Source organism: Pseudomonas poae (assembly GCF_001439785.1).
GTDB lineage: Bacteria > Pseudomonadota > Gammaproteobacteria > Pseudomonadales > Pseudomonadaceae > Aquipseudomonas > Aquipseudomonas poae.
Genome location: NZ_JYLI01000009.1, coordinates 12630 through 32491 on the forward strand (window position 1 = coordinate 12630; position 19862 = coordinate 32491).

Consider the following 19862-nt stretch of genomic DNA (forward strand, 5'->3'; position numbering starts at 1 on the left):
CCGAGATAGTGGCTGACACATTTAGAAATGATAAGTGACAAATTTGGATAGATTGATGTGTGCTTGCTATCAATCCGCAGCGCCATCCCATTACAACTATGAGAGCGAACGGGCCCGCTCCCCTATAAAGTTCGTTCCTGCCTTGGTGGGAGCTTTCGGCGCGTTCTACTTTGCCAACACCTCACCCTGATCATCGGCGACACTTGATCCGGGCTGAATGCGCCGCTTACATAGACGCCGGCCCCCGCGCTTTCTACACTGCGGCTTGTCGTGGGGAAGGGGGCAGGCGCCGATGAATCGCAATGAATTACGCAAGGCCGATATCAACCTGATGGTGGTCTTCGAAGCGTTGATGCTCGAACGCAACGTGACACGGGTGGCCGAGAAACTGTTTCTCGGCCAGCCGACCATCAGTTCGGCGCTCAACCGCTTGCGCACCTTGTTCAACGACCCACTGTTCATTCGCGTGGGCCACCGCATGGAGCCCACTGCCCGTGCCGAAGAAATCATCCAGCACCTTTCGCCAGCCCTGGATTCCTTGTCGTCGGCCTTGAGCCTGACCCACGATTTCGACCCGTCCATCAGCACCATGACCTTTCGCATCGGCCTGTCCGATGACGTCGAGTTCGGCCTGTTGCCGCCATTGCTGCGCAGCCTGCGCCAGGAGGCACCGCAGGTGGTGTTTGTGGTGCAGCACGTCGACTACTGGCGCATTCCCGACCTGCTCGCGTCCGGCGACATCACCGTCGGCATCACCCAGACCCGTGGCCTGCCGGCCAACGCCAAGCGCAAGCTGCTGCGCCATATCCACCCGCGCATCCTGCGTGCCGATGCCTCACAAACACCGCTGACCCTCGATGAATATTGCGCGCGTCCCCACGTGCTGGTGTCCCATACCGCCAACGTGGCCGGGTTTGCCGATGAGTGGCTGGCGGAAATCGGCCGCAAGCGCCAGGTGGTGTTGTCGGTACCGCAATACAGCGCACTGCCGGCGCTGCTGGCGGGCACCGACCTGATCGCCAGCCTGCCGGACTACACCGCAGAAGCCATGGCGGTGTCGGGCAAGTTGTTCTGCGAACCGTTTCCGTTCCAGACGCCAACCCTGGACCTGTCCATGGTCTGGCTCAGCCACGTGGACACCGATCCGGCCGAGCGTTGGGTGCGTTCGCGGCTGGAGGCGTTCATGAGCGATCGCGGGCTGGCCGCGCCGCTCTAGAGCAAGCCCTGATCGGCGCAGGCCTTGACCACTTGCTCGCGAAACCAACTGTTGGCGCTGTCCTGCGCGCCGGCTTCCTTCCATTGCATATCCAGGGTGAACCCCGGCAAACCGCTCGGCGCCTCGCAGTGGCCGAACACCGTGGCGGGAGCCAGCAGCTTCTGCACGCGGCGTGGCAGGGTGACGATGAAGTCGGTGCCGGTGATCATTTTCAACGCGGCGCTGTAACTGTTGGCGCGCGCGACCACCTGGCGCTTGTGGGCCTGGCGCGCGAGCCAGCCGTCGATCATGTTGGTGGCCGAGGTCCACGGCGTGGGGAACACGTGGCGCCGGGCCACGAAGGCGTGCAGGTTGAACACAGGCTCTGGCGGCGCCGCGCGTTTGTCGAAGACGCACACCAGGTCGTCTTCCAACAGCATTTGCGTTTTGAAGTCCTTGTGCGCGCGGTGAAAGTGCGGGCCGAAGCAGATCACCAGGTCCAGGCGCCCATCACGCAGGTCGTCGGCGGGGATGTCGGTTTCAAGCCGCTGTACGTTGACGATGACCGGCAGGTCGGCACGGTCGAAATTCTTGAGCAGGTGCGGCAGGATCAATTGCTCGAAGTATTCCGGGGCGCACACGTTGAACGTCACGGCCTTCTGCGCAGGGTCGAACGGCTGGTCGCCGGCGTGGCACAGGTTGATGCTTTCGAGGATCCTCTGCACATGGCCGTACATGGTCGTGGCCTTGGACGTAGGACGCATACCCGCGCGGGTGTTGATAAACAGCTCATCTTCAAAACTGGTGCGCAGTTTCTTCAGGCTGTAGCTCACGGTGGACTGGCTGACGAACAGCGTTTCAGACACGTCGGTAACGCTGCTCTGGTCGTAGACGGCGATAAACACCATCAGGTCCTGCATATCGAGTTTTCTGAGCAAGTTACTGTTTAGCATCGGTTCCGTCCGCAAACCTTCGGTACCGAACTCAGTACACGACAGTGCAAAAGCTTAACGGAACGGTCGTGCCAATAGAAAGTTCTGTAGGGCATTTCTATGTTTGTCGTGGGACAAATAATGTCCACAACACGACCTCAGCGAATATGCCGGGCGTAGTGCCGTGGATTGAAACGCGTGACTATCAGCAGCATCACCACCACCACTGCCGTCAGCGACCACCAGGCCCCTGTGAAGCTGCCCGAGCGTTCGCGGATCATCCCCGCGAGCAGCGGCGACAGGCCGGCGATCAGGTAGCCGATGCCCTGCACGAAGGCGGTGAGGCTGCCGGCACGACGCGGGTGGTCGAGGTGGTCCATGGCGAGGATCAGGCTCATCGGGAACAGTCCGCCGATGCCCAGACCGAGCAGGCAAGGCCATAACAGACTCAGGTGCTGGGGCGTGAGGGTCAGGCCGCAGAAACCGAGGAGGATCAGCACCAGCAACACGGCGACCACGCCACGTTTATCATTGCGACGATTGGCGATGGCCGGGGTGATCAGACCGGACACCACTTCCATGGCAGTCAGCCAACCCAGGATCAGCCCGGCGTGCTGTTCGCTCCAGCCCTGCTCGACGTAGTAAGGCGCGAGCCACGCCAGCACACAGGTGTAGGACGCGGTGCCGAGGCCGAAAAACAGCGCCAGCAGCCAGGCGCGGGCGTTGCCGAAAAAACCTCGCTGCGTGTCGGCACCTGCCTGGGGCAGTGCGGGTAATGTCGCGCGTTGTGTACACCAAGCCAGCACTGCCAGCAGCGCGAGAACCGCCCAGACTGCCAGGCCCGCGCGCCAGCTGCCGGTGTGCAGTTGCACGAAGGGCGAAAGCGACGCCGCCAGCGCCGCGCCGCCCATGATGGCGGTGACGTACAAGCCCATGAACAGCGAGACATTTGCGCTGAACTGCGACTTGATCAGCACCGGCATCAGCGCCTGGATCAGCGCAATCCCGATACCGGCGGCCATCGCACTCACAATCAGCTCCAGCGCCGAGTCGAGGACCAGCCGCGACAGCGTCGCCAGGCCAATCAGCAGCAACGACGCGATAACGCTGCGGTGCTCGCCAACGCGCCTGACCAGGCCCATGCCCACGAACATCGCCAGGCCCATGGTCATCACCGGCAGCAGGGTCAGTAGCGCCGCGCTGCTGAAGCCCAATGGCACATCGGCGCGAATCGACGCCAGCAACGGGCCCACGGCGGCCATCGACGGGCGCAGGTTGAGGGCGACCAGGACCACACTGATCATCAGCCATACGGCGCTTGAGGGTTTTGTCTGAGTGTTTTGCATGAGCCTGCCTTGAATGAACCAGGGCGAATCAGGCCACGCGCGGGGGAGGGCGGCAAATCAGAAAATCGCTGGAGCTATTGAAAAACTACGGCCTGACACACAGCCAATCACAGTGTGGGAGAGAGCAAGCCCCTCCCACATTTTTTGACGGTGGTGTATCAGTAGCCGACGGTGAAGCGTTGGCGCGAGTGCCTTGGGGTTTGCACTTCATCGAGCAAGGCGATGGCGTAGTCGGCGAAGCTGATCCAACTGCGCCCTTCGGCACTGACCAGCAACTCATCCTGACCCAGGCGGAATGTACCTGTGCGCTCGGTCTCGACGAATTCCGCCGACGGCGACAAAAAGGTCCAGTCCAGTTCCTTCTCCTGACGCAGCGCTTCCAGAAACTCAGCACCTGCGCTGGCTTCGGCGCGGTATTCGTCAGGGAAACCGGCGCTATCGATCACCCGGCCACCGCCTGGCAGCAGCAGCGATCCGGCGCCGCCGACCACCAGCAGGCGTTGCACCCCAGCCTGTTTCACCGGCCCGATCACGGCGCTGGCGGGCAGGGTGGCGAAGTGCGCGGCGCTGATCACCATGTCGCTGCCGCTGACGGCTTGTTGCAAGGCGTGCGCGTCGAGTGCGTCCACTTGCTTCACGGTGACGCCTGCCCGGGGGACGAGTTTCTCGGTGTTGCGCGCAATGGCCACCACGCTGTGCCCGCGCCGCAACGCCTCTTCCAGCAATTGACTGCCCGCACGGCCCGTGGCCCCGATGATTGCGATCTTGCTCATGATGTTCTCCAGTTCGGTTAAGGGTAGAAACGCTTCACCACTTCATTTCGCCCTTGGCGACTTTGGCGCTCAGTTCCAGCGAGCTTTCGTCGGCAAGGTCGGGGTAACGTTTTTTCATGGCTGCGATCAGCGCGGCAGCGTCCTTGGCCTTGGCGGTTTCGAGGTCGAATGCCTTGATGTAGTCAGCGGTAAACGCCACGGAGGCCAGCGATGGCGCACCCAGGTAATGACCCGGGACCACGGTGTTCGGCTTCAGAGCCTGAATGCGCTGCAGGGTGGTCAGCCAATCCTTGTGGGACTGCGCGCCCTGGGTGTCGGCCATCCACAGGTGAATGTTTTCGGAGACGACCACACCGCCCACCACGGCCTTGATCGAAGGAATCCACACAAAGCTGCGGTCCGGCTGCGGGCCGTCGAGGCCGATCACCTGCAGCGGCTGGCCCTCAAGCGTCAGGCTATTGCCCTCAAGCACCTGCGGCACGAGGGTCTTGCCCGGCTTGTCGGCGCCCATTTTCGGACCCCAGAACGCCAGCTTGCCGTCCACGGTCGCCTTGATATGGTCGACCACCGGCTGCGGCGCCAGCACCTTGGCATCGGGGAAAGCGGCGGTGAGGGTATCGAGGCCGAAGTAGTAATCCGGGTCACCGTGGCTGATGTAGATGGTGGTCAGGTGCTTGCCGCTGGCGCGGATCTTCTGCACCAACTGTTCGGCCTGGCGTTTGCCGAATTGGGCGTCTATCAGGATTGCGTCCTTGGCGCCGCTGACCAGCACCGAGCTCACCGGGAAAATCGCCGCTTCACCGGGGTTGTATACGTCGAGTTTCAGCTCGGCCGCTGCGGCATGGGCGGTGAAGGCCAGGGCGGCGGTCATCAGGGTCAAGCGCTTGAAGGTCGAGAACATTGGGCAGCTCCTGCATTCGATAGGGAATGCGCACAGCTTAGTTGCCTGAAACGTCACAAAAAATGCCATGCTGGGACATAGTTTGTTTCTAAAAGCGGGCAGATCGTGGATCGTCTTCAAGCAATGCGGGTGTTTGTGAGCGTGGTGGAGCTGGGCAGCCAGTCGGCGGCCGCCGATCACCTGGACCTGTCGCGCCCGGTGGTGTCGCGCTACCTGGCAGAACTCGAAGACTTCGTCGGCGCGCGTCTGCTGCACCGCACCACGCGCAAGCTCAGCCTCACCGCCGCCGGCAGCGAAACCCTGCCGCGTTGCCGGCAATTGCTGGAGCTGTGCAGCGACATGCAGGCCGCCGTCGGCACGCCGGATGACGCCCCGCGCGGGCTGCTGCGCCTGAGCGTGAGCACCTCGTTCGGCCAGGCGCAATTGGCCGACGCCATCGCCGCCTACGTCAAGCGCTACCCCCTGGTGACCGTCGACCTGCAAATGCTCGACCGCACGGTGAACCTGGTGGACGAACGCATCGACCTGGCCATTCGCACCAGCAATGACCTGGACCCCAACCTGATCGCCCGGCGCCTCACCGTCTGCCGCTCGGTGGTGTGTGCCACGCCGGCCTACCTGCGTGAGCACCCGGCACCGCAGAAAGTCGAAGACCTGGCCCGGCACAACTGCCTGACCCATTCCTACTTCGGCAAAAGCCTGTGGCATTTCGAGGAAGGCGGGGAGCACGTCTCGGTGCCCATCACCGGCACGATCACTTCCAACGAGGCCAGCACCCTGCTGCGCGTGACGCTGGCCGGCGCCGGCGTGGCGATGCTGCCCAGCTACCAGGCCGGCGACTGCATTCGTCGCGGTGAACTGGTGCGCCTGCTGCCCGACGCCGAGCCCCGCCAAATGAACATTTACGCGGTGTATGCCTCGCGCAAACACATGCCGTCGGCACTGCGCAGCCTGCTGGATTTTCTGGTGGAACGGTTTCCGGCGGAGCCGATCTGGGACATCGGTCTGTAAGTCGACATAAACGGTTTGAATATCGCCCAATAATGGCAACTCGCCCTGGCTGACCTATGCTTCAAACAGTCATCCAGAGGTCTGCGCCATGACCCTCAAAACCAGAAAGTACCTGACGATTTTCGCCCTTTGCGCCCTGGCCAGTGCGCTGTACGGCACGGCGGCCTACCGTGTCGAGCAAACGCGCATGCAGCCAAGCTTCGCGATCACCTGCCACCAGGATCAATGCGTGCCGCACACCGGCAGTTTCAGTGCCTTGCGCTGATAGCCAGACACCGAAGATGCAACCTGTGGGAGGAGGTGTGCCCCCTTCCACATGTGATGCAGTGGCAAGTCAATCTGACTTGAGTTGCTCGCGAAACGCCTTCGGTGAAAACCCCACCCGCCGACGAAACAGCCGCGAGAAGTTTGTCGGGTCGGAAAACCCCAGCACCTCCGACATTTCGTTGATCGTCATGCTGGTATAGGTCAGCAGGCGCTTGGCTTCCAGCAACTGACGGTCGTGCATGATCTGCAGCGCCGGCTGCCCGCCCAGTTCGCGGCAGGTGCCGTTCAGGTGTGACACCGAGATCCCCAGCTTGTGGGCCAGGTCCTCGATTCTGGGATGCTCGCGATAATGTTGCTCGACCAACTGGGTAAAACGCCGAAAATACTCGCGCCCACGGGGCGCACGCGGGTGGCGACGCTGGATGGCCTGGCGGCTGACCCACACCAGCAGCACGCTGACCACGGCGTGCATCATCATGTCGCGAGCCGGCTGCTCGCTCACGTATTCATCTTGCAGGCGTACGAACAGGCTATTGAGGTAGTCGCTGTCCTTGCCGGCCGGATAGCTGCCCAGGGTCTGCAAGCCGTCGACCGTCGCGCCCAATTGTCCCTGCAAATGGCTGATCAGCGGCGCGGACAAGGTCACGACGTAACCTTCCACATCCTCGGCAAACCGAAACCCGTGCACACACAACGGCGTCAGCACCTGCAGGGTCGCTTCGCTGAGGGTGGTGCGCTGCCCTTCAATTTCCAGATGCGCCTGGCCTTTGTGCACGTAGAGCAACTGGCACAGGTCCGCGTGCCGGTGGGGCGAGATCTCCCACTGGTATTCCCGACTGCGCCGGGAAATGGTTTCGCAGTGCAGCAAATCGGGGGTCGGCCATTGCTGGCTTTCCCCGTACAGCTTGAAGACTGGAATCGCGGTTTGGCTCATGGTTTCAATCCGATACTCAGGATAGTGGTGCGGTAATCGCCCCGATTGGCAAAAAGCGCAGACTTTGGCGCAGTTTTCACCTTCTTGTTGCGGCCACTCAAGTGAAAAATGTCAGCAGCACGATCAATGACAACGCTTTCACCCGATCCGTTCGTGGTGGAACTTGCAGGCGATAAAAACAATGAAGACGCTGAAAACCCAAGTCGCCATCATTGGCGCCGGTCCTTCGGGGCTGCTGCTCGGCCAATTGCTGCACAACGCCGGCATCCAGACCCTGATTCTTGAGCGCCAGAGCGCCGATTACGTGCAGGGCCGCATCCGTGCCGGGGTGCTGGAACAGGGCATGGTCGACCTGCTGCGCCAGGCCGGCGTGAGCCAGCGCATGGACGCCGAAGGCCTGGTGCATGATGGCTTCGAACTCGCACTCAATGGCCGACTGACCCATATCGACCTCAAGGACCTCACCGGCGGCCAGTCGGTGATGGTCTACGGCCAGACCGAAGTCACCCGCGACCTCATGGCTGCCCGCGCCGCCGTCGGCGCCACCACGCTGTACGAGGCGCGCGAGGTGCAGCCCCATGACCTGAAAACCGAGCGACCCTGGCTGAGCTTCGAGCATAAGGGCGAAACGTATCGTCTGGACTGCGACTACATCGCCGGCTGCGACGGTTTCCACGGGGTGGCACGACAGTCGATCCCGGCCGAATCGCTGCAAGTATTCGAACGGGTGTATCCGTTCGGCTGGCTGGGCATGCTCTGCGACACGCCGCCGGTGCATCCGGAGCTGGTGTACGCCCGGCACCCGCGCGGTTTTGCGCTGTGCAGCATGCGTTCAGCAACGCGCAGCCGTTATTACCTGCAAGTACCCGCCGACGAGCCGGTCAGCGACTGGTCGGACGAACGCTTCTGGGCGGAATTGAAAAAACGCCTGCCCACTGAACTGGCCGAAACGTTGGTCACCGGTCCTTCCCTCGAAAAAAGCGTCGCGCCGCTGCGCAGCTTCGTGGTGGAACCGATGCAGTACGGCCGCCTGTTTCTGCTGGGTGACGCCGCGCATATCGTCCCGCCTACCGGGGCCAAGGGCCTGAACCTGGCGGCCAGCGATGTGAGCACGCTGTATCGCATTCTGCTCAAGGTGTATGGCGAGGGGCGCGTGGACTTGCTGGAGCAGTATTCGGCTATCTGTTTGCGCCGGGTCTGGAAGGCCGAGCGGTTTTCCTGGTGGATGACCTCGATGCTGCACCAGTTTCCCGAGGCTGACCGCTTCACTCAACGTATCGCCGAGAGTGAGCTGGAGTACTTCATTCACTCCCGCGCGGGCCGCCAGACCATCGCGGAAAATTACGTCGGACTTCCTTACGAGGCTATCGAATAGCCTGCTATCGTATCGAGCATTCCCGCAGGCCGTTCTTCCTGCGGGCCCTGCTCGAAGGTTCTGCCGTGACTCAGCTCAATCAGCCCGTTCCACCGGTACCCGCCGTGCGCAGCATCCTCATCGCGCTGATGCTGGCGATCTTTCTCGGCGCGCTCGACCAGACCATTGTCGCGGTATCCATGCCGGCCATTTCCGCGCGGTTCCACGACGTCGACCTGCTGGCCTGGGTGATCTCCGGCTACATGGTGGCGATGACGGTGGCGGTGCCGATCTACGGCAAGCTCGGCGACCTGTACGGGCGCCGGCCGATGATGCTGATCGGCATGGGCCTGTTCACCGTGGCGTCGCTGTTCTGTGGCATGGCGCAAAGCATGGAACAACTGGTGCTGGCGCGGATTCTCCAGGGCATCGGCGCCGGCGGCATGATCTCGGTGAGCCAGGCGATCATCGGCGACATCATTGCGCCGCGCGAGCGTGGGCGCTACCAGGGCTATTTCAGCAGCATGTATGCGGTGGCCAGCGTGGCCGGCCCGGTGCTGGGCGGTGTGATGACCGAGTACCTGTCGTGGCGCTGGGTGTTCCTGATCAACCTGCCATTGGGCGCCGGCGCCTGGTACGTGGCCCATCGCACCCTGCGCGGGCTGCCGGCGCCGCAGCGCAAGCCGATCATCGATTACCTGGGTACCGTGTTGATGATCATCGGTCTCACCGCGTTGCTGCTGGGCATCACCGAAATCGGCCAGGGCCATGCCTGGCGTGACCCCGAGGTGCTGGGCCTGCTGGCCTGTGCGCTGGTGGCGCTGTCGGTGTTCGTGTGGCACGAGCGCCGTGCCCGCGAGCCGTTGCTGCCGATGCACCTGTTTGCCAACCGCAGCGCGGTGCTGTGCTGGTGCACGATTTTCATCACCAGCTTCCAGGCGATTTCCCTGACCGTGCTGATGCCCCTGCGTTACCAGACCGTGACTGGCTCGGGTGCCGACAGCGCGGCTCTGCACCTGCTGCCGCTGGCGATGGGCCTGCCGATGGGCGCTTATTGTGCCGGGCGCTTGACCTCGGTGACCGGCCGCTACAAGCCGATGATCCTCGGCGGCGCGCTGTTGAGCCCCTTTGCGATCCTGGGCATGGCCTTGAGCGCGCCGCAGGCGGTCGGGCTGACGGCGCTGTTCATGGTGCTGTGCGGGATCGCCGCCGGCATGCAGTTTCCGACCTCGCTGGTGGGCACGCAGAATTCGGTGGCGCAACGCGACATTGGCGTGGCCACCAGCACCACCAACCTGTTCCGCTCCCTCGGCGGAGCGGTGGGGGTGGCGTGCATGTCGGCGCTGCTGCTGGCGCTGTTGCAGGATTCCAGCTTCGCCCATCTGGCCAGTGGCGCACTGGCGGCTGAAGGCCGTTCCGGCAGCGTGCTGCTCGACGGCCTCAACGCCGCCCCCGGCCCCGCGCAGGATGCCCTGCGCGCGGAGCTGGCGGTGACCTTCCGGCATTTGCTGATGGTGAGTGCGGCGGTGTCGTTGCTGGGCCTGGCGGCGGCCATTGCGATGCCTAACGCTGTGCTGCGTGGCCGTGAAGACAAAGCCGGCTGACTGACCCGCGAAGGTCCAAATGGGGAGAGCCCTTCAAATTCGGATCACGGGCTGTAATAACCCACCGCCACCATGAAATGCCCGCTCTTGCGCACGTAGGCATGCTTGTTCTCGACCTTGCCGGTCACCGGGTTCTGCCAGCGGTATTTGTATTCGCCCTGGTCCTGCTCGGTCATCATTTTGAGGATCGGCTCGCCCACGGGTCTGCCATCCGGGTCTTTGACCTTGCTGAAGTCGGTGTTGATCATCCGCAGCGTGGTGCCATGGGCCACGTAGCGCCGGGTGTCGAGGTCGACCACGAACACGTAGAGGTCGTCCTGCAGGAACCCGCCTTGCAACGAGTTGATTGACTTGAGCGTGCCCGCCTCATCCTTCACCAGTGCGTTCACCGCCTTATTGCGCAACGCTCGCGCCTGCTCCGGGGTGGCCCGTGGCAGGTAATAGCCGACCGCCAGAATGCGCTCGCCGACCCGCTGATAAAACACATGCTTGTGCTCGACCTTGCCATCGTTCCAGTTCTGCCAACGGTAGTCGGCCTGCTGCATCCCCTGGTTTTCCGGCACTTTGAGCGCGTCCTTGAACGACTGGCGCAACTCCGTGCCCAGCACTTCGGATACATCACGGCCAATCAAGGCCGAGGACGGGCCGCCACTGGCCAGCAGCACACCCTGGGTGTCGACCACGAACACGTAGCGGTCATGGTCGACAAACTCCCCTTGGCGGCTGAATGCCGCGAGGGCCTTGTCACCATTGCTCTGATAGTAGGCCAGGGCTTTTTGCAGCAACGCCTTGGCCGCCTCGGCGTCTTCTTCCTGCGCCGTCGCGGCATGCACCTGGCTGGCGCACACCAGCAGCAGCCAGGTGATTCGCAGCAATGCCTTCATGGTTCATCCCTCATTATTATTGATATGGCAGGAGCGTAGTCGGACTTGGCTCAGGGCGCCGCCAGCCATTGGTTGACGATGCCGTCGTAGACCCCGGTTGCCACGCTCAGGTGCAGCCATTGGTCGACATAGCTTTTCCACGCCACGTCATCGCGCGGCAGCAGGAAGGCTTTCTGGCTGTATTGCATCTGCCGCTCGGGGTTGACCGCGCACAGCCCGGGCTTGAGCTTTTGCTGGTAGCGCGCCTCACTGGCGTCGGTGATCATCACGTCGGCCTTGCCTGCGAGCAGTTCGTCAAAAATCGTCACGTTGTCATGCAGGCGGATCTGCGCCTGGGCCAGGTGAGCGCGGGCAAACACCTCGTTGGTGCCGCCTGCCGGTTCGATCACCCGCACTTGCGGCTGGTTGATCTGCTCCACGGTCTGGTAGCGCTGTACATCGGCGCACCGCACCAGCGGGATCTTGCCGTCAACGCCGAGGGATTCGCTGAAGAAGGCTTTTTTCTGGCGCTCCAGCGATACCGAAATACCGCCCACGGCGATGTCGCAGCGTTGCGCGAGAAAGTCCGGCATCAGGGTTTTCCAGGTGGTGGGTACCCAGGTGATCTTCGCGTTGAGGCTCTTTGCCAGGGACTCGGCCATGGCGATGTCGATGCCTTCATAGCTGCCATCGGCACGCAATGAGCTGTAGGGCTTGTAGTCGCCGGTGGTGCACACGCTGAGCGTGCCGCGTTGGATCACCTCATCGAGGCGTGACGGGGCGGGGTCGGCGAGGGCGGCGGTGGCCGAGCACGCCAGTACACACAGGGCCAGGGAAACTTTCATGGGGTCGGGTCCTTGGGGCAGTTTTTTTGTAGGCGCGAGCATTGACGCGCCGCCTGCGGCTTTCAACCTTTTTTTCACGTTGCGCGGGTTAAGCTGCCCATCAAGGTCGTTCACTCCCGTTCCACCCTGATGAGCCCATGATGTCGCCACAACCTCCATCCTCTATCGAGATTGACTTCGCCCAGCGCTATGACCGGGAACACGCGCGGGTCTGCGGCGACCCGCGTCCGCCCAGACTGCGGCGGCGCCTGGCGATGTGGCGCGACGAATGGCTGGTGCGCCAGGCGCTGAAAGTGGCCGGCGAGCCGGGGCTGATCCTGGATCTGGCCTGCGGTTCGGGGCGTTTCTGGCCGGTGCTGGGCGAACACATCAACCGCGTGATCCTCGCCTCGGACAACTCCCAGGACATGCTCGATCACGCGCTCACCCACCACCCGGCGGCGTTGCTCAAGCGGGTCAAGACCTTCCAGGGATCAGCGTTTTCCATCGGCTTGTCGGCGAATGCGGTGGACTGCATTTTCTGCCTGGAGTTGTTTCGCCACGTGCCCAGCGCAGAAGGCCGGCTGGCGCTGCTGCGCGAGTTTCACCGGGTCAGCCGCGACACCGTGATTGTCTCCGTGCCCTCACGTACCGCTGTCGAAGGCGAATTTCGCCAGGCGGGCTTCAAGGTCCTGAATCATCAGGAATTCATGCCGGGCTCCCGGCTCTGGCGGGTTTACGTGCTGCGTAAGAGGGGATAACTCCCGCCTGTCGGACTATTCTTCAGTGCCTGTCCGAGTTTTCATGATTGCCTGTGCACTGCGAATGCTCGCAAGGCCCTTTCGCGATATATACTGCGCGCCATTCTTCAAGGGAGAGCCGTGTGGCCATCGATATTCACTGGATCTGCGACAACGATAGCCTCGGCCAGCATTGCGCCGAATGGCAGCAGTTGCCATTCGTCGCCCTCGACACCGAATTCATGCGGGTCGACACCTTTTATCCCATCGCCGGGCTGATCCAGATCGGTGATGGCGTGCGCGCTTACCTGATCGACCCCCTGACCATCGACAACTGGCAACCCCTGGCCGCTCTGCTGGAAAATCCGGCGGTGATCAAGGTGGTGCACGCCTGCAGCGAAGACCTGGAAGTATTGCTGCGCCTGACCGGCAGCCTGCCGGTGCCGTTGTTCGACACCCAGTTGGCGGCCGCCTACCTGAACCTCGGCTTCTCCATGGGCTATTCGCGCCTGGTGCAGGCCGTGCTCGATATCGAACTGCCCAAGGGCGAGACCCGCTCGGACTGGCTGCAGCGGCCGTTGTCCGACACCCAGGTGAGCTACGCCGCCGAAGATGCGGTGCACCTGGCCGAGGTCTACATCCGCCTGCGGCCGCAGCTGTCCGACGATAAATACGCCTGGGTGCTGGAAGACGGCGCTGAACTGGTGGCCAACCTGCGCCGCGAGATCGACCCCTACGAGTTGTACCGTGACGCCAAGCTGGCGTGGAAACTGTCCCGCGCGCAACTGGCGGTGCTGCGTGAACTGTGCGCCTGGCGCGAGCAGCAGGCCCGGGCGCGCGATTTGCCGCGCAACCGCATCATCCGCGAACACTCGCTGTGGCCGTTGGCCAAATCCCAGCCGGACAACCTGGTTGCCCTGGGCAAGATCGAAGACATGCACCCGCGCACCGTGCGCCAGGACGGCCCGTTCCTGCTCGACCTGATCAAGCGCGCCGCCAGTGTGCCCATGGACCAATGGCCACCGGCCGTGGCCGAGCCGCTGCCGGTAGACGCCGCCACGCTGATCAAGCAGTTGCGCGCCCTCGGTCAGGCCGAAGCCGAGCGCCTGGACATGGCGCCGGAGCTGATGCTGCGCAAGAAAACCCTCGAAGCCCTGGTCAAAAGTGGCTACCCCGATGGGCCCTATACATTGCCCGACTCGCTGCGTGGCTGGCGCCGCGCGTTGATGGGCCAGGCGCTGCTCGACAGCCTGGCCTCTGCCGGAGAACAGCCTTGAAACGTATTTGCTCCATCTACCGCAGCCTGAAAAAAGACGGCATGTACCTCTACGTGCTCAAAAGCGATGCCCTTGAGCGCGTGCCCGAGCCCCTGATGGCTGCCTTCGGCAAGCCGCACCACGCCTTCGACATGGTGCTGACCCCGGAGCGCAAGCTGTCGCGCGAAGACATCCTGGTGGTGCTGGAAAACCTCGATTCTCAGGGTTACCACCTGCAAATGCCGCCGGCCGAGGACGAGTACATCGAACACTTGCCCGAAGAGCTGCTGCGCCGCAACGACCCGATGTAATCGGTGGGTGCCCTGCCTGGGGCACTTTCTTCAACGCAATCGTAATGAGTGGGCGGTGGCCGCAAGGACGCGGGCGGCCGTCTGCACTGTTTTTGAAAGGTTTTAAGCATGCGTGTTCTGATTGCTGAACAGGATCACCCGCTCTACGCCCAACTGCTGCGCGACGCCGCGCCGGACCTTGAGGTGCTGACCAGCGGCGACTCGGCCGAACTCTCGCGCCTGGCCGCCGATTGCCCGGTGTGGCTGGGCCAGCCGGACCTGCTGGCGACCCTGCTGCGCCAGGGCCATCAACCGCAGTGGCTGCAATCGACCTGGGCCGGCATCACGCCGCTGCTGGCCGACGGCCTGCCGCGCGGCTATCGCCTGACCCGGGCGGTGGGCATTTTTGGCCAGGTCATGGCCGAGTTCGTGCTCACCTACATGCTGGGCCACGAGCGTGAAGTGCTGGCGCGTCTGGTCAGCCAAGTGGAGCGCAAGTGGGACAACCGCACCGGCCAGAGCCTGGCGGGGCGCACGGCGCTGATCGTAGGTACCGGCGATATCGGCCAGCGTGTTGCCGAGTTCCTGGTGCCGTTTGGCGTGAAGCTGTACGGCATCGCCAGCACCGCGCGGGAACAGGCGCCGTTCGTTGAAGTGGCCGCGCTCGATCAACTGGAGCGGCTGGTGGGGGAGGCGGACTACGTGATCAACCTGCTGCCCAACACGGCGGAAACCCACGACCTCTACAACGCGGCGCTGTTCAAGCAATTCAAGGCCACGGGCGTATTCATGAACGTCGGGCGCGGTGTGGCGGTGGTCGACGCCGATCTGGTCGAGGCGCTCAAAGAAGGGCACCTGGCCGGCGCGGTGATCGATGTGTGCCGTCAGGAACCGTTGCCGCAGCGCCATCCGTTCTGGACCGCCTGGGGCCTGCTGCTGACCGGTCACAGCTCGGCACCGACCTCGCCGTCGATGATGGTGGATTTGTTCGTGCAGAACCTGCGCGCGTATCAGGCTCGGGAAGCCCTGCGCGGTGAAGTGGACTTCGAACGCGGTTATTAGTCTTGTAGCACCGCCAGTCGCCAGCGCTTGGTTCCGGGCGGCTTGGGCACTAGACTGGCGGCCTTTTCACCTACCGATACCGATGCAGAGCCATGGCCGCCAAAGTCGAACCCTTCTGGATACGCAAAACCCTCGAACACCTCGACCAGGAGGAATGGGAGTCGTTGTGCGACGGTTGCGGCCTGTGCTGCCTGCAAAAGCTTGAAGATGAAGACGACAACAGCGTCTATTACACGCGCATCGCCTGCAAACTGCTCGACCTGAACACCTGCCAGTGCACCGATTACCCCAACCGCCGGGCTTCGGTGCCCGATTGCATCCAGCTCACACCGGGCCAGGCTGACCAGTTCAAATGGCTGCCGCCCACCTGCGGCTACCGGCTGGTCAGCGAGCGCAAGGACCTGCCGCTGTGGCACCACCTGGTCTGTGGCGACCGCGATGCTGTGCACCACGAACGCATTTCCCAGTCCGGGCGCATGCTCAGCGAAGGCAGCGTGCCCGAGGACGACTGGGAGGATCACCTGATTTTCCGCGCGGGCTGAACCAGGAGTGGGTATGAGGGAAGTGATCAAGCTGACGGCCACCCTGGCGCTGCTGGCAATAAGCAGCTCGGCCTGGTGTGCGAAAAAGGTCGACCTGGACTATCACGTCAAGCTGCTGCCCCAGAGCGATCAAGCCGAAGTGCGCGTGAGCCTGTCCCATGGTGCGGCGGTGCGCAGCCTGAATTTCGACCTGGGCCATGCGGGTGACTACAGCGACTTCAAGGCCGACGGCCAGTGGAAGATCACTGGCGGCCGTGGCCTGTGGCAACCCGACGCCGACAAGGCGAGCCTCACCTACCGCGTGCGCCTGAGCCATGCGCGCAAGCCGGGCACCTATGAGGCGCGGATGACACCGAGCTGGGCGCTGTTTCGCGGTGAAGACCTGGTGCCGACTGCGCACCTGGACCAGCAGGACGGTGTCGAACTGGTCTCGCGCCTGGTGTTCGAGCTGCCGCCCGGCTGGAAAAGCGTCGAGACCGCGTGGCCGCGTATCGGCAAGCACAAGTTCCGCATCGACAACGTGTCGCGCCTGTTCGACCGACCCACTGGCTGGATGCTCGCCGGCACCCTCGGCAGTCGCCGCGTGCGCCTGGGCGATACCGACGTCACCGTGGCCTCGCCCAAGGGCCAGGCCATGCGCCGGATGGATGTGCTGACCTTGCTGACCTTCGTCTGGCCCCAGGTGGAAGCCGCGTTCCCGCGTCACCCGGCCAAGCTGCTGGTGGTGGGCGCCAGCGACCCGATGCGCCGCGGCGCGTTTGCGGCGCGCGACTCGATCTACCTCAACAGCCGCACGCCGCTGGTGAGCGAGAGCGGCAGCAGCCCGTTGCTGCGTGAAGTGGTGCAGGCCATCGGGCGCTTCAATGACCACGACACCAGCGACTGGATCAGCGAAGGGTTCGGCGAATTTTATGCCATTGAACTGATGCGCCGCGCCGGCGGCATTACCGATGAGCGCTACGCAGCGATACAGGCGCGGCTGGGCAAGCAAGGCAAGGACGTGACCAGCCTGCGCGGCGAGCACGTCAGCGGCGCCACGGTGGCGCGGGCGGTGCTGGTGCTGCAGGAGCTGGACCGCGAGATCCGCGTGAAGACCCATAACAAGCGGTCCCTGGATGATCTGGCGCAGGCTGTGATGCGGGCTGACAGCGTCAATACCGCGCAGTTTGTGCAACTGGCCGAGAGCATTATGGGTGAGCCATCAACGGTGCTCGATTCCAAGCTGCTGCACTGATCTGGACGCACACACAAATGTGGGAGGGAGCAAGCCCCCTCCCACATTTGGATGTTCAACAGCCTTGCAAGCTTGATCAGCCGGTGGTTTTTACCGCTTTCTCGGCCGCCACTTCGGCTTTGGTCTTAAGGTTATTCAGCTCTTCGCCGGCGCGCTCGATCTTGGTCCGCAGGCTGTTCATCTCCTGGCGACCCTGCTCAAGTTTGTCCTTGAGCGAACTGTGGCCGGTAAAGCCGCGCTTGAGCGCCACGCCGCCGATTGCCACCTGGATCAGACCGAGAAAACCGCCACGGCGCAGGCCTTTGCCCAGCATGATGAAACCACCGGCCACCGAGCCGATGCGTTCCCAGCCGTGCACGTTTTGCTCGTGCTGCGGGGCGGGCTGCAGGTGCTCGATGATAGGTCGCAGGTGTGTGCTGTCGCTCATGATCCGTCTCCAACAAGGGCTAGTGTAACTAGCTGACTGCTGGCCGGCGCCGGATGTTCCCGAAAAATCAGTACTTGGGCCCCGAGCGGGTGTTGTTGCCCTTGGCCAGGCGGTCGTAGAGCACCACGTTGACGGTGGCGGCAAGGTTCATGCAGCCAGTGGTCGGGATGTACACCACGTCTTCGCACCAATCGCGAATCTCTTTATCCAGCGAGCCGTCTTCCGGGCCGAAGATATACAGCGCGCGGTCGGGATGGGTGTATTCGGGCAGCGGGCGAGCGCCTTCCACCAGCTCCACGGCAACCGGGATGCAGCCCAGCGGCAGGATTTTCTTCAAGTCATCGATGCCGATCAGCGGGATGTCGTGGTGGACCTTCTTGGTGTCGGTGATGAAATCCCGCGCGCGCTCGTAACGCACGCCGGTGTAGAACACCGAGGCCACGCCGTAGCAACCGGCGGCGCGCATCACCGAGCCGACGTTTTCGGGGGATTTGGGGTTATACAGACCGATGCAGCTGTAGCGTTTATTGCCCACGGGGAAGGGTGCCTTGACGAAAAAGCGCGATTATACGGCCTTGAAGTGATGCGGTGCTTGCACGATCGCTATTGGGAGCAAGCCCCTCCCACCGTTGGAACGCATTGCAGTGTGGGAGGGGGGCTTGCCCCCGATGGGGCCGGTACAGGCGATGACGATGTTCAGCTGTCTTTCTTCATCAGCCCCGCCAACGCCGCAAACGGGTTGTGCGTGGCCTTGGCAATCGTCGGGCTGCTGGTGGAGCCTTCGCCGAAATACTGCTGGTCGGTATAGCGCGAGTGCTCGTTGTCATGGCAATACAGGCACAGCAACTCCCAGTTGGAGCCATCCTGGGGATTGTCATCATGGTTGTGGTTGCGGTGGTGTACGGTCAGTTCGCTCAGGCGCTTGCCGGCAAACTCACGGGCGCAGCGGCCGCACACGTGGGGGTACATTTTCAGGGCTTTGTCGCGATAGCCCATTTCCCGGTCGCGCTGGGCATCGGCGAGAATGCGGTCCAGCTTGGCGGTGTGGGAGGGCGGGTTGGTCGAGCTCATCATGGCTCCTGGCTATTTGAGGGTTCACGGATACCGTGGATTCTAGCCGCTCGCGCGCTAAATAACCGCTTCACTTTAGCCATAAGGATTGAACTTCATGCGTCTGCATTCATGGATCGTTGCATTGCTGCTGTGTGGGGTGACTGCCCACGCCTTTTCAGCGCCCAGGCCCGGGCAAGTTATCGAAGTGGCCCTCGAACAACTGCATCCTACCCAGGCCGTGGTGGGGTTTGACCAGATCTATTACAGCCTCGGCTTGTTCTCCGACAAACCGGCCAGGGTGTTCGACGAGTACTGTGAAACCAACGGCCAGGGCGAAGCGAAAAAGGTACCGAAGCAGGCCGATCTGCAGCACCCCGAAAGCTTTACCTGCCAGCACCCGGTAGGCGCCCACCCGGAAGAGATGAAAACCGTGGTGATTGGCCCCGGTGGCCAGTTGTACCTGACCGACGGTCACCACAGCTTCACCACCCTGTGGGAAGTCCCCGGCGGCGGTGCCCGGCTGAAAATGTGGGTTCGGGTGACTGACGATTTCAGCAGCAGCCCGGACATGACCACCTTCTGGCAACGCATGGCGGCGGCGCGCAAGGTCTGGCTCAAGGACAGTCAAGGCCGCACCCTGGCGCCTGAGCAGTTGCCAGCGCAGTTGGGCTTCAAGCACCTGCAGAACGACACCTTTCGCAGCCTGGTGTATTTCACCCGCAAGGCCGCCTATGGCAAGCCGGACGCTGGCGAGATTGCGCCGGAATTTCTGGAGTTTTACTGGGGCGACTGGCTGCGCACCCAGGTTGATCTGGGCCAGTACGACCTGGACAGCAAGGGCGGCTACAAGGATGCAATCGAAGCCGTGGCCAAACGCATGGTCAGCCTGGCGCCGGGCTCGAAGGTGGGTGACAGCGGGTTTACCGCCCATCAGTTGGGCGGCAAGACGGCGCTGGACCGCAAGGCGCTGGAGAAGACGTTCGACAACAAGGTGCCGTATGTTTTTGACTACCGTAAATCCCTGCGCTGAAACAGATCAGACAGGGACTTTTGTGGCGAGCGGGCTTGCCCCGCGTTGGGGTGCGAAGCGCCCCCAATTAAGGCGCATGCGGTATACCTGATACGGCTCAGCGCCTGGTATGGGGCTGCTGCGCAGCCCAACGCAGGGCAAGCCTGCTCGCCACAGGGATAGGGTTGCCTGAAATAGCTCATGCACAACCCATACTTTTGATAAGAGAAGCTTGTGTGCCTGGC

At 62.9% G+C, this 19862-nt stretch carries 22 protein-coding genes; 12 read left to right on the top strand and 10 right to left on the bottom strand.

Annotation, left to right across the window (positions count from 1 at the left end):
* Positions 1-292: 292 nt before the first annotated feature.
* The gene (locus TU75_RS12320; protein ID WP_003233981.1) at positions 293-1216 is read left to right on the top strand and encodes a LysR family transcriptional regulator; all 924 of its coding nucleotides are present in this window, start codon (positions 293-295) and stop codon (positions 1214-1216) included.
* Here TU75_RS12320 and TU75_RS12325 read toward each other — a convergent pair.
* The 4 genes from TU75_RS12325 to TU75_RS12340 all read right to left on the bottom strand — a co-directional run bounded on the left by TU75_RS12325 (position 1213) and on the right by TU75_RS12340 (position 5147).
* Positions 1213-2148, bottom strand: coding sequence for a LysR family transcriptional regulator (locus TU75_RS12325; protein ID WP_041931432.1), 936 nt, complete (start codon positions 2146-2148; stop codon positions 1213-1215). The genes TU75_RS12320 and TU75_RS12325 overlap by 4 nt on opposite strands.
* A 137-nt stretch (positions 2149-2285) precedes the next feature.
* Positions 2286-3473, bottom strand: coding sequence for a cyanate transporter (locus TU75_RS12330; RefSeq protein WP_060549081.1), 1188 nt, complete (start codon positions 3471-3473; stop codon positions 2286-2288).
* 158 nt (positions 3474-3631) lie between these two features.
* Complete coding sequence (locus TU75_RS12335) at positions 3632-4246, bottom strand: NAD(P)-dependent oxidoreductase (protein ID WP_060549082.1); 615 nt, start codon at positions 4244-4246, stop codon at positions 3632-3634.
* A 34-nt stretch (positions 4247-4280) separates the two neighbouring features.
* The gene (locus tag TU75_RS12340) at positions 4281-5147 is read right to left on the bottom strand and encodes an MBL fold metallo-hydrolase (RefSeq protein ID WP_060549083.1); all 867 of its coding nucleotides are present in this window, start codon (positions 5145-5147) and stop codon (positions 4281-4283) included.
* A 105-nt stretch (positions 5148-5252) separates the two neighbouring features.
* Here TU75_RS12340 and TU75_RS12345 point away from each other — a divergent pair, with 105 nt between their 5' ends.
* Both TU75_RS12345 and TU75_RS27645 read left to right on the top strand, forming a co-directional pair.
* Positions 5253-6158 (top strand): LysR family transcriptional regulator, encoded by a 906-nt coding sequence (locus TU75_RS12345; protein ID WP_015371502.1) that lies wholly within the window; start codon positions 5253-5255, stop codon positions 6156-6158.
* Positions 6159-6246: 88 nt separating this feature from the next.
* Positions 6247-6423 (top strand): hypothetical protein, encoded by a 177-nt coding sequence (locus tag TU75_RS27645; RefSeq protein WP_003233987.1) that lies wholly within the window; start codon positions 6247-6249, stop codon positions 6421-6423.
* 69 nt (positions 6424-6492) lie between these two features.
* On the opposite strand, the gene TU75_RS12350 is transcribed toward TU75_RS27645, so the two are convergent.
* Complete coding sequence (locus tag TU75_RS12350) at positions 6493-7359, bottom strand: helix-turn-helix domain-containing protein (protein WP_060549084.1); 867 nt, start codon at positions 7357-7359, stop codon at positions 6493-6495.
* Between the two features lie 190 nt (positions 7360-7549).
* Between TU75_RS12350 and pobA the strand changes: the two genes are divergently transcribed.
* Positions 7550-8734: a 4-hydroxybenzoate 3-monooxygenase gene (pobA, locus tag TU75_RS12355; protein ID WP_173664763.1), complete on the top strand. Its 1185-nt coding sequence runs from the start codon at positions 7550-7552 to the stop codon at positions 8732-8734.
* Between the two features lie 65 nt (positions 8735-8799).
* Positions 8800-10317 carry an MDR family MFS transporter gene (locus TU75_RS12360; RefSeq protein ID WP_173664748.1) on the top strand — a complete coding sequence of 506 codons (1518 nt, stop codon included), beginning with the start codon at positions 8800-8802 and terminating at the stop codon, positions 10315-10317.
* Positions 10318-10361: 44 nt separating this feature from the next.
* Here the strand turns inward: TU75_RS12360 and TU75_RS12365 are convergent, their stop codons facing one another.
* Together TU75_RS12365 and TU75_RS12370 are read right to left on the bottom strand one after the other, a co-directional pair.
* Complete coding sequence (locus TU75_RS12365) at positions 10362-11201, bottom strand: cache domain-containing protein (protein WP_060549086.1); 840 nt, start codon at positions 11199-11201, stop codon at positions 10362-10364.
* Positions 11202-11251: 50 nt separating this feature from the next.
* On the bottom strand, positions 11252-12025 hold the full coding sequence (locus tag TU75_RS12370; RefSeq protein ID WP_060549087.1) for a transporter substrate-binding domain-containing protein: 774 nt from the start codon (positions 12023-12025) through the stop codon (positions 11252-11254).
* A gap of 140 nt (positions 12026-12165) precedes the next feature.
* Between TU75_RS12370 and TU75_RS12375 the strand changes: the two genes are divergently transcribed.
* From TU75_RS12375 to TU75_RS12400, 6 genes are all read left to right on the top strand, one after another.
* Complete coding sequence (locus TU75_RS12375; RefSeq protein WP_015371505.1) at positions 12166-12765, top strand: class I SAM-dependent methyltransferase; 600 nt, start codon at positions 12166-12168, stop codon at positions 12763-12765.
* A gap of 122 nt (positions 12766-12887) precedes the next feature.
* Entirely contained in the window at positions 12888-14021 is a 1134-nt protein-coding gene (rnd, locus tag TU75_RS12380) for a ribonuclease D (RefSeq protein ID WP_003233994.1), read from the top strand.
* Positions 14018-14311 (top strand): YcgL domain-containing protein, encoded by a 294-nt coding sequence (locus TU75_RS12385; protein ID WP_003233996.1) that lies wholly within the window; start codon positions 14018-14020, stop codon positions 14309-14311. Before rnd ends, TU75_RS12385 begins: the two co-directional genes overlap by 4 nt.
* A gap of 108 nt (positions 14312-14419) precedes the next feature.
* Positions 14420-15352 (top strand): D-2-hydroxyacid dehydrogenase, encoded by a 933-nt coding sequence (locus TU75_RS12390; protein ID WP_060549088.1) that lies wholly within the window; start codon positions 14420-14422, stop codon positions 15350-15352.
* Between the two features lie 92 nt (positions 15353-15444).
* Entirely contained in the window at positions 15445-15894 is a 450-nt protein-coding gene (locus tag TU75_RS12395; protein WP_003233999.1) for a YcgN family cysteine cluster protein, read from the top strand.
* A 13-nt stretch (positions 15895-15907) separates the two neighbouring features.
* Positions 15908-17128, top strand: coding sequence for a hypothetical protein (locus TU75_RS12400; protein ID WP_060549089.1), 1221 nt, complete (start codon positions 15908-15910; stop codon positions 17126-17128).
* A gap of 76 nt (positions 17129-17204) precedes the next feature.
* Here TU75_RS12400 and TU75_RS12405 read toward each other — a convergent pair whose 3' ends face one another.
* The 3 genes from TU75_RS12405 to TU75_RS12415 form a co-directional block, all read right to left on the bottom strand.
* Entirely contained in the window at positions 17205-17555 is a 351-nt protein-coding gene (locus tag TU75_RS12405) for a YgaP family membrane protein (protein WP_003234003.1), read from the bottom strand.
* A 67-nt stretch (positions 17556-17622) separates the two neighbouring features.
* Entirely contained in the window at positions 17623-18090 is a 468-nt protein-coding gene (locus tag TU75_RS12410) for an RNA methyltransferase (RefSeq protein WP_003189607.1), read from the bottom strand.
* 161 nt (positions 18091-18251) lie between these two features.
* Entirely contained in the window at positions 18252-18626 is a 375-nt protein-coding gene (locus TU75_RS12415) for a YajD family HNH nuclease (RefSeq protein WP_003172528.1), read from the bottom strand.
* Between the two features lie 97 nt (positions 18627-18723).
* Here TU75_RS12415 and TU75_RS12420 point away from each other — a divergent pair, with 97 nt between their 5' ends.
* Positions 18724-19638, top strand: coding sequence for a ParB/Srx family N-terminal domain-containing protein (locus TU75_RS12420; protein ID WP_060549090.1), 915 nt, complete (start codon positions 18724-18726; stop codon positions 19636-19638).
* Positions 19639-19862 lie beyond the last annotated feature (224 nt).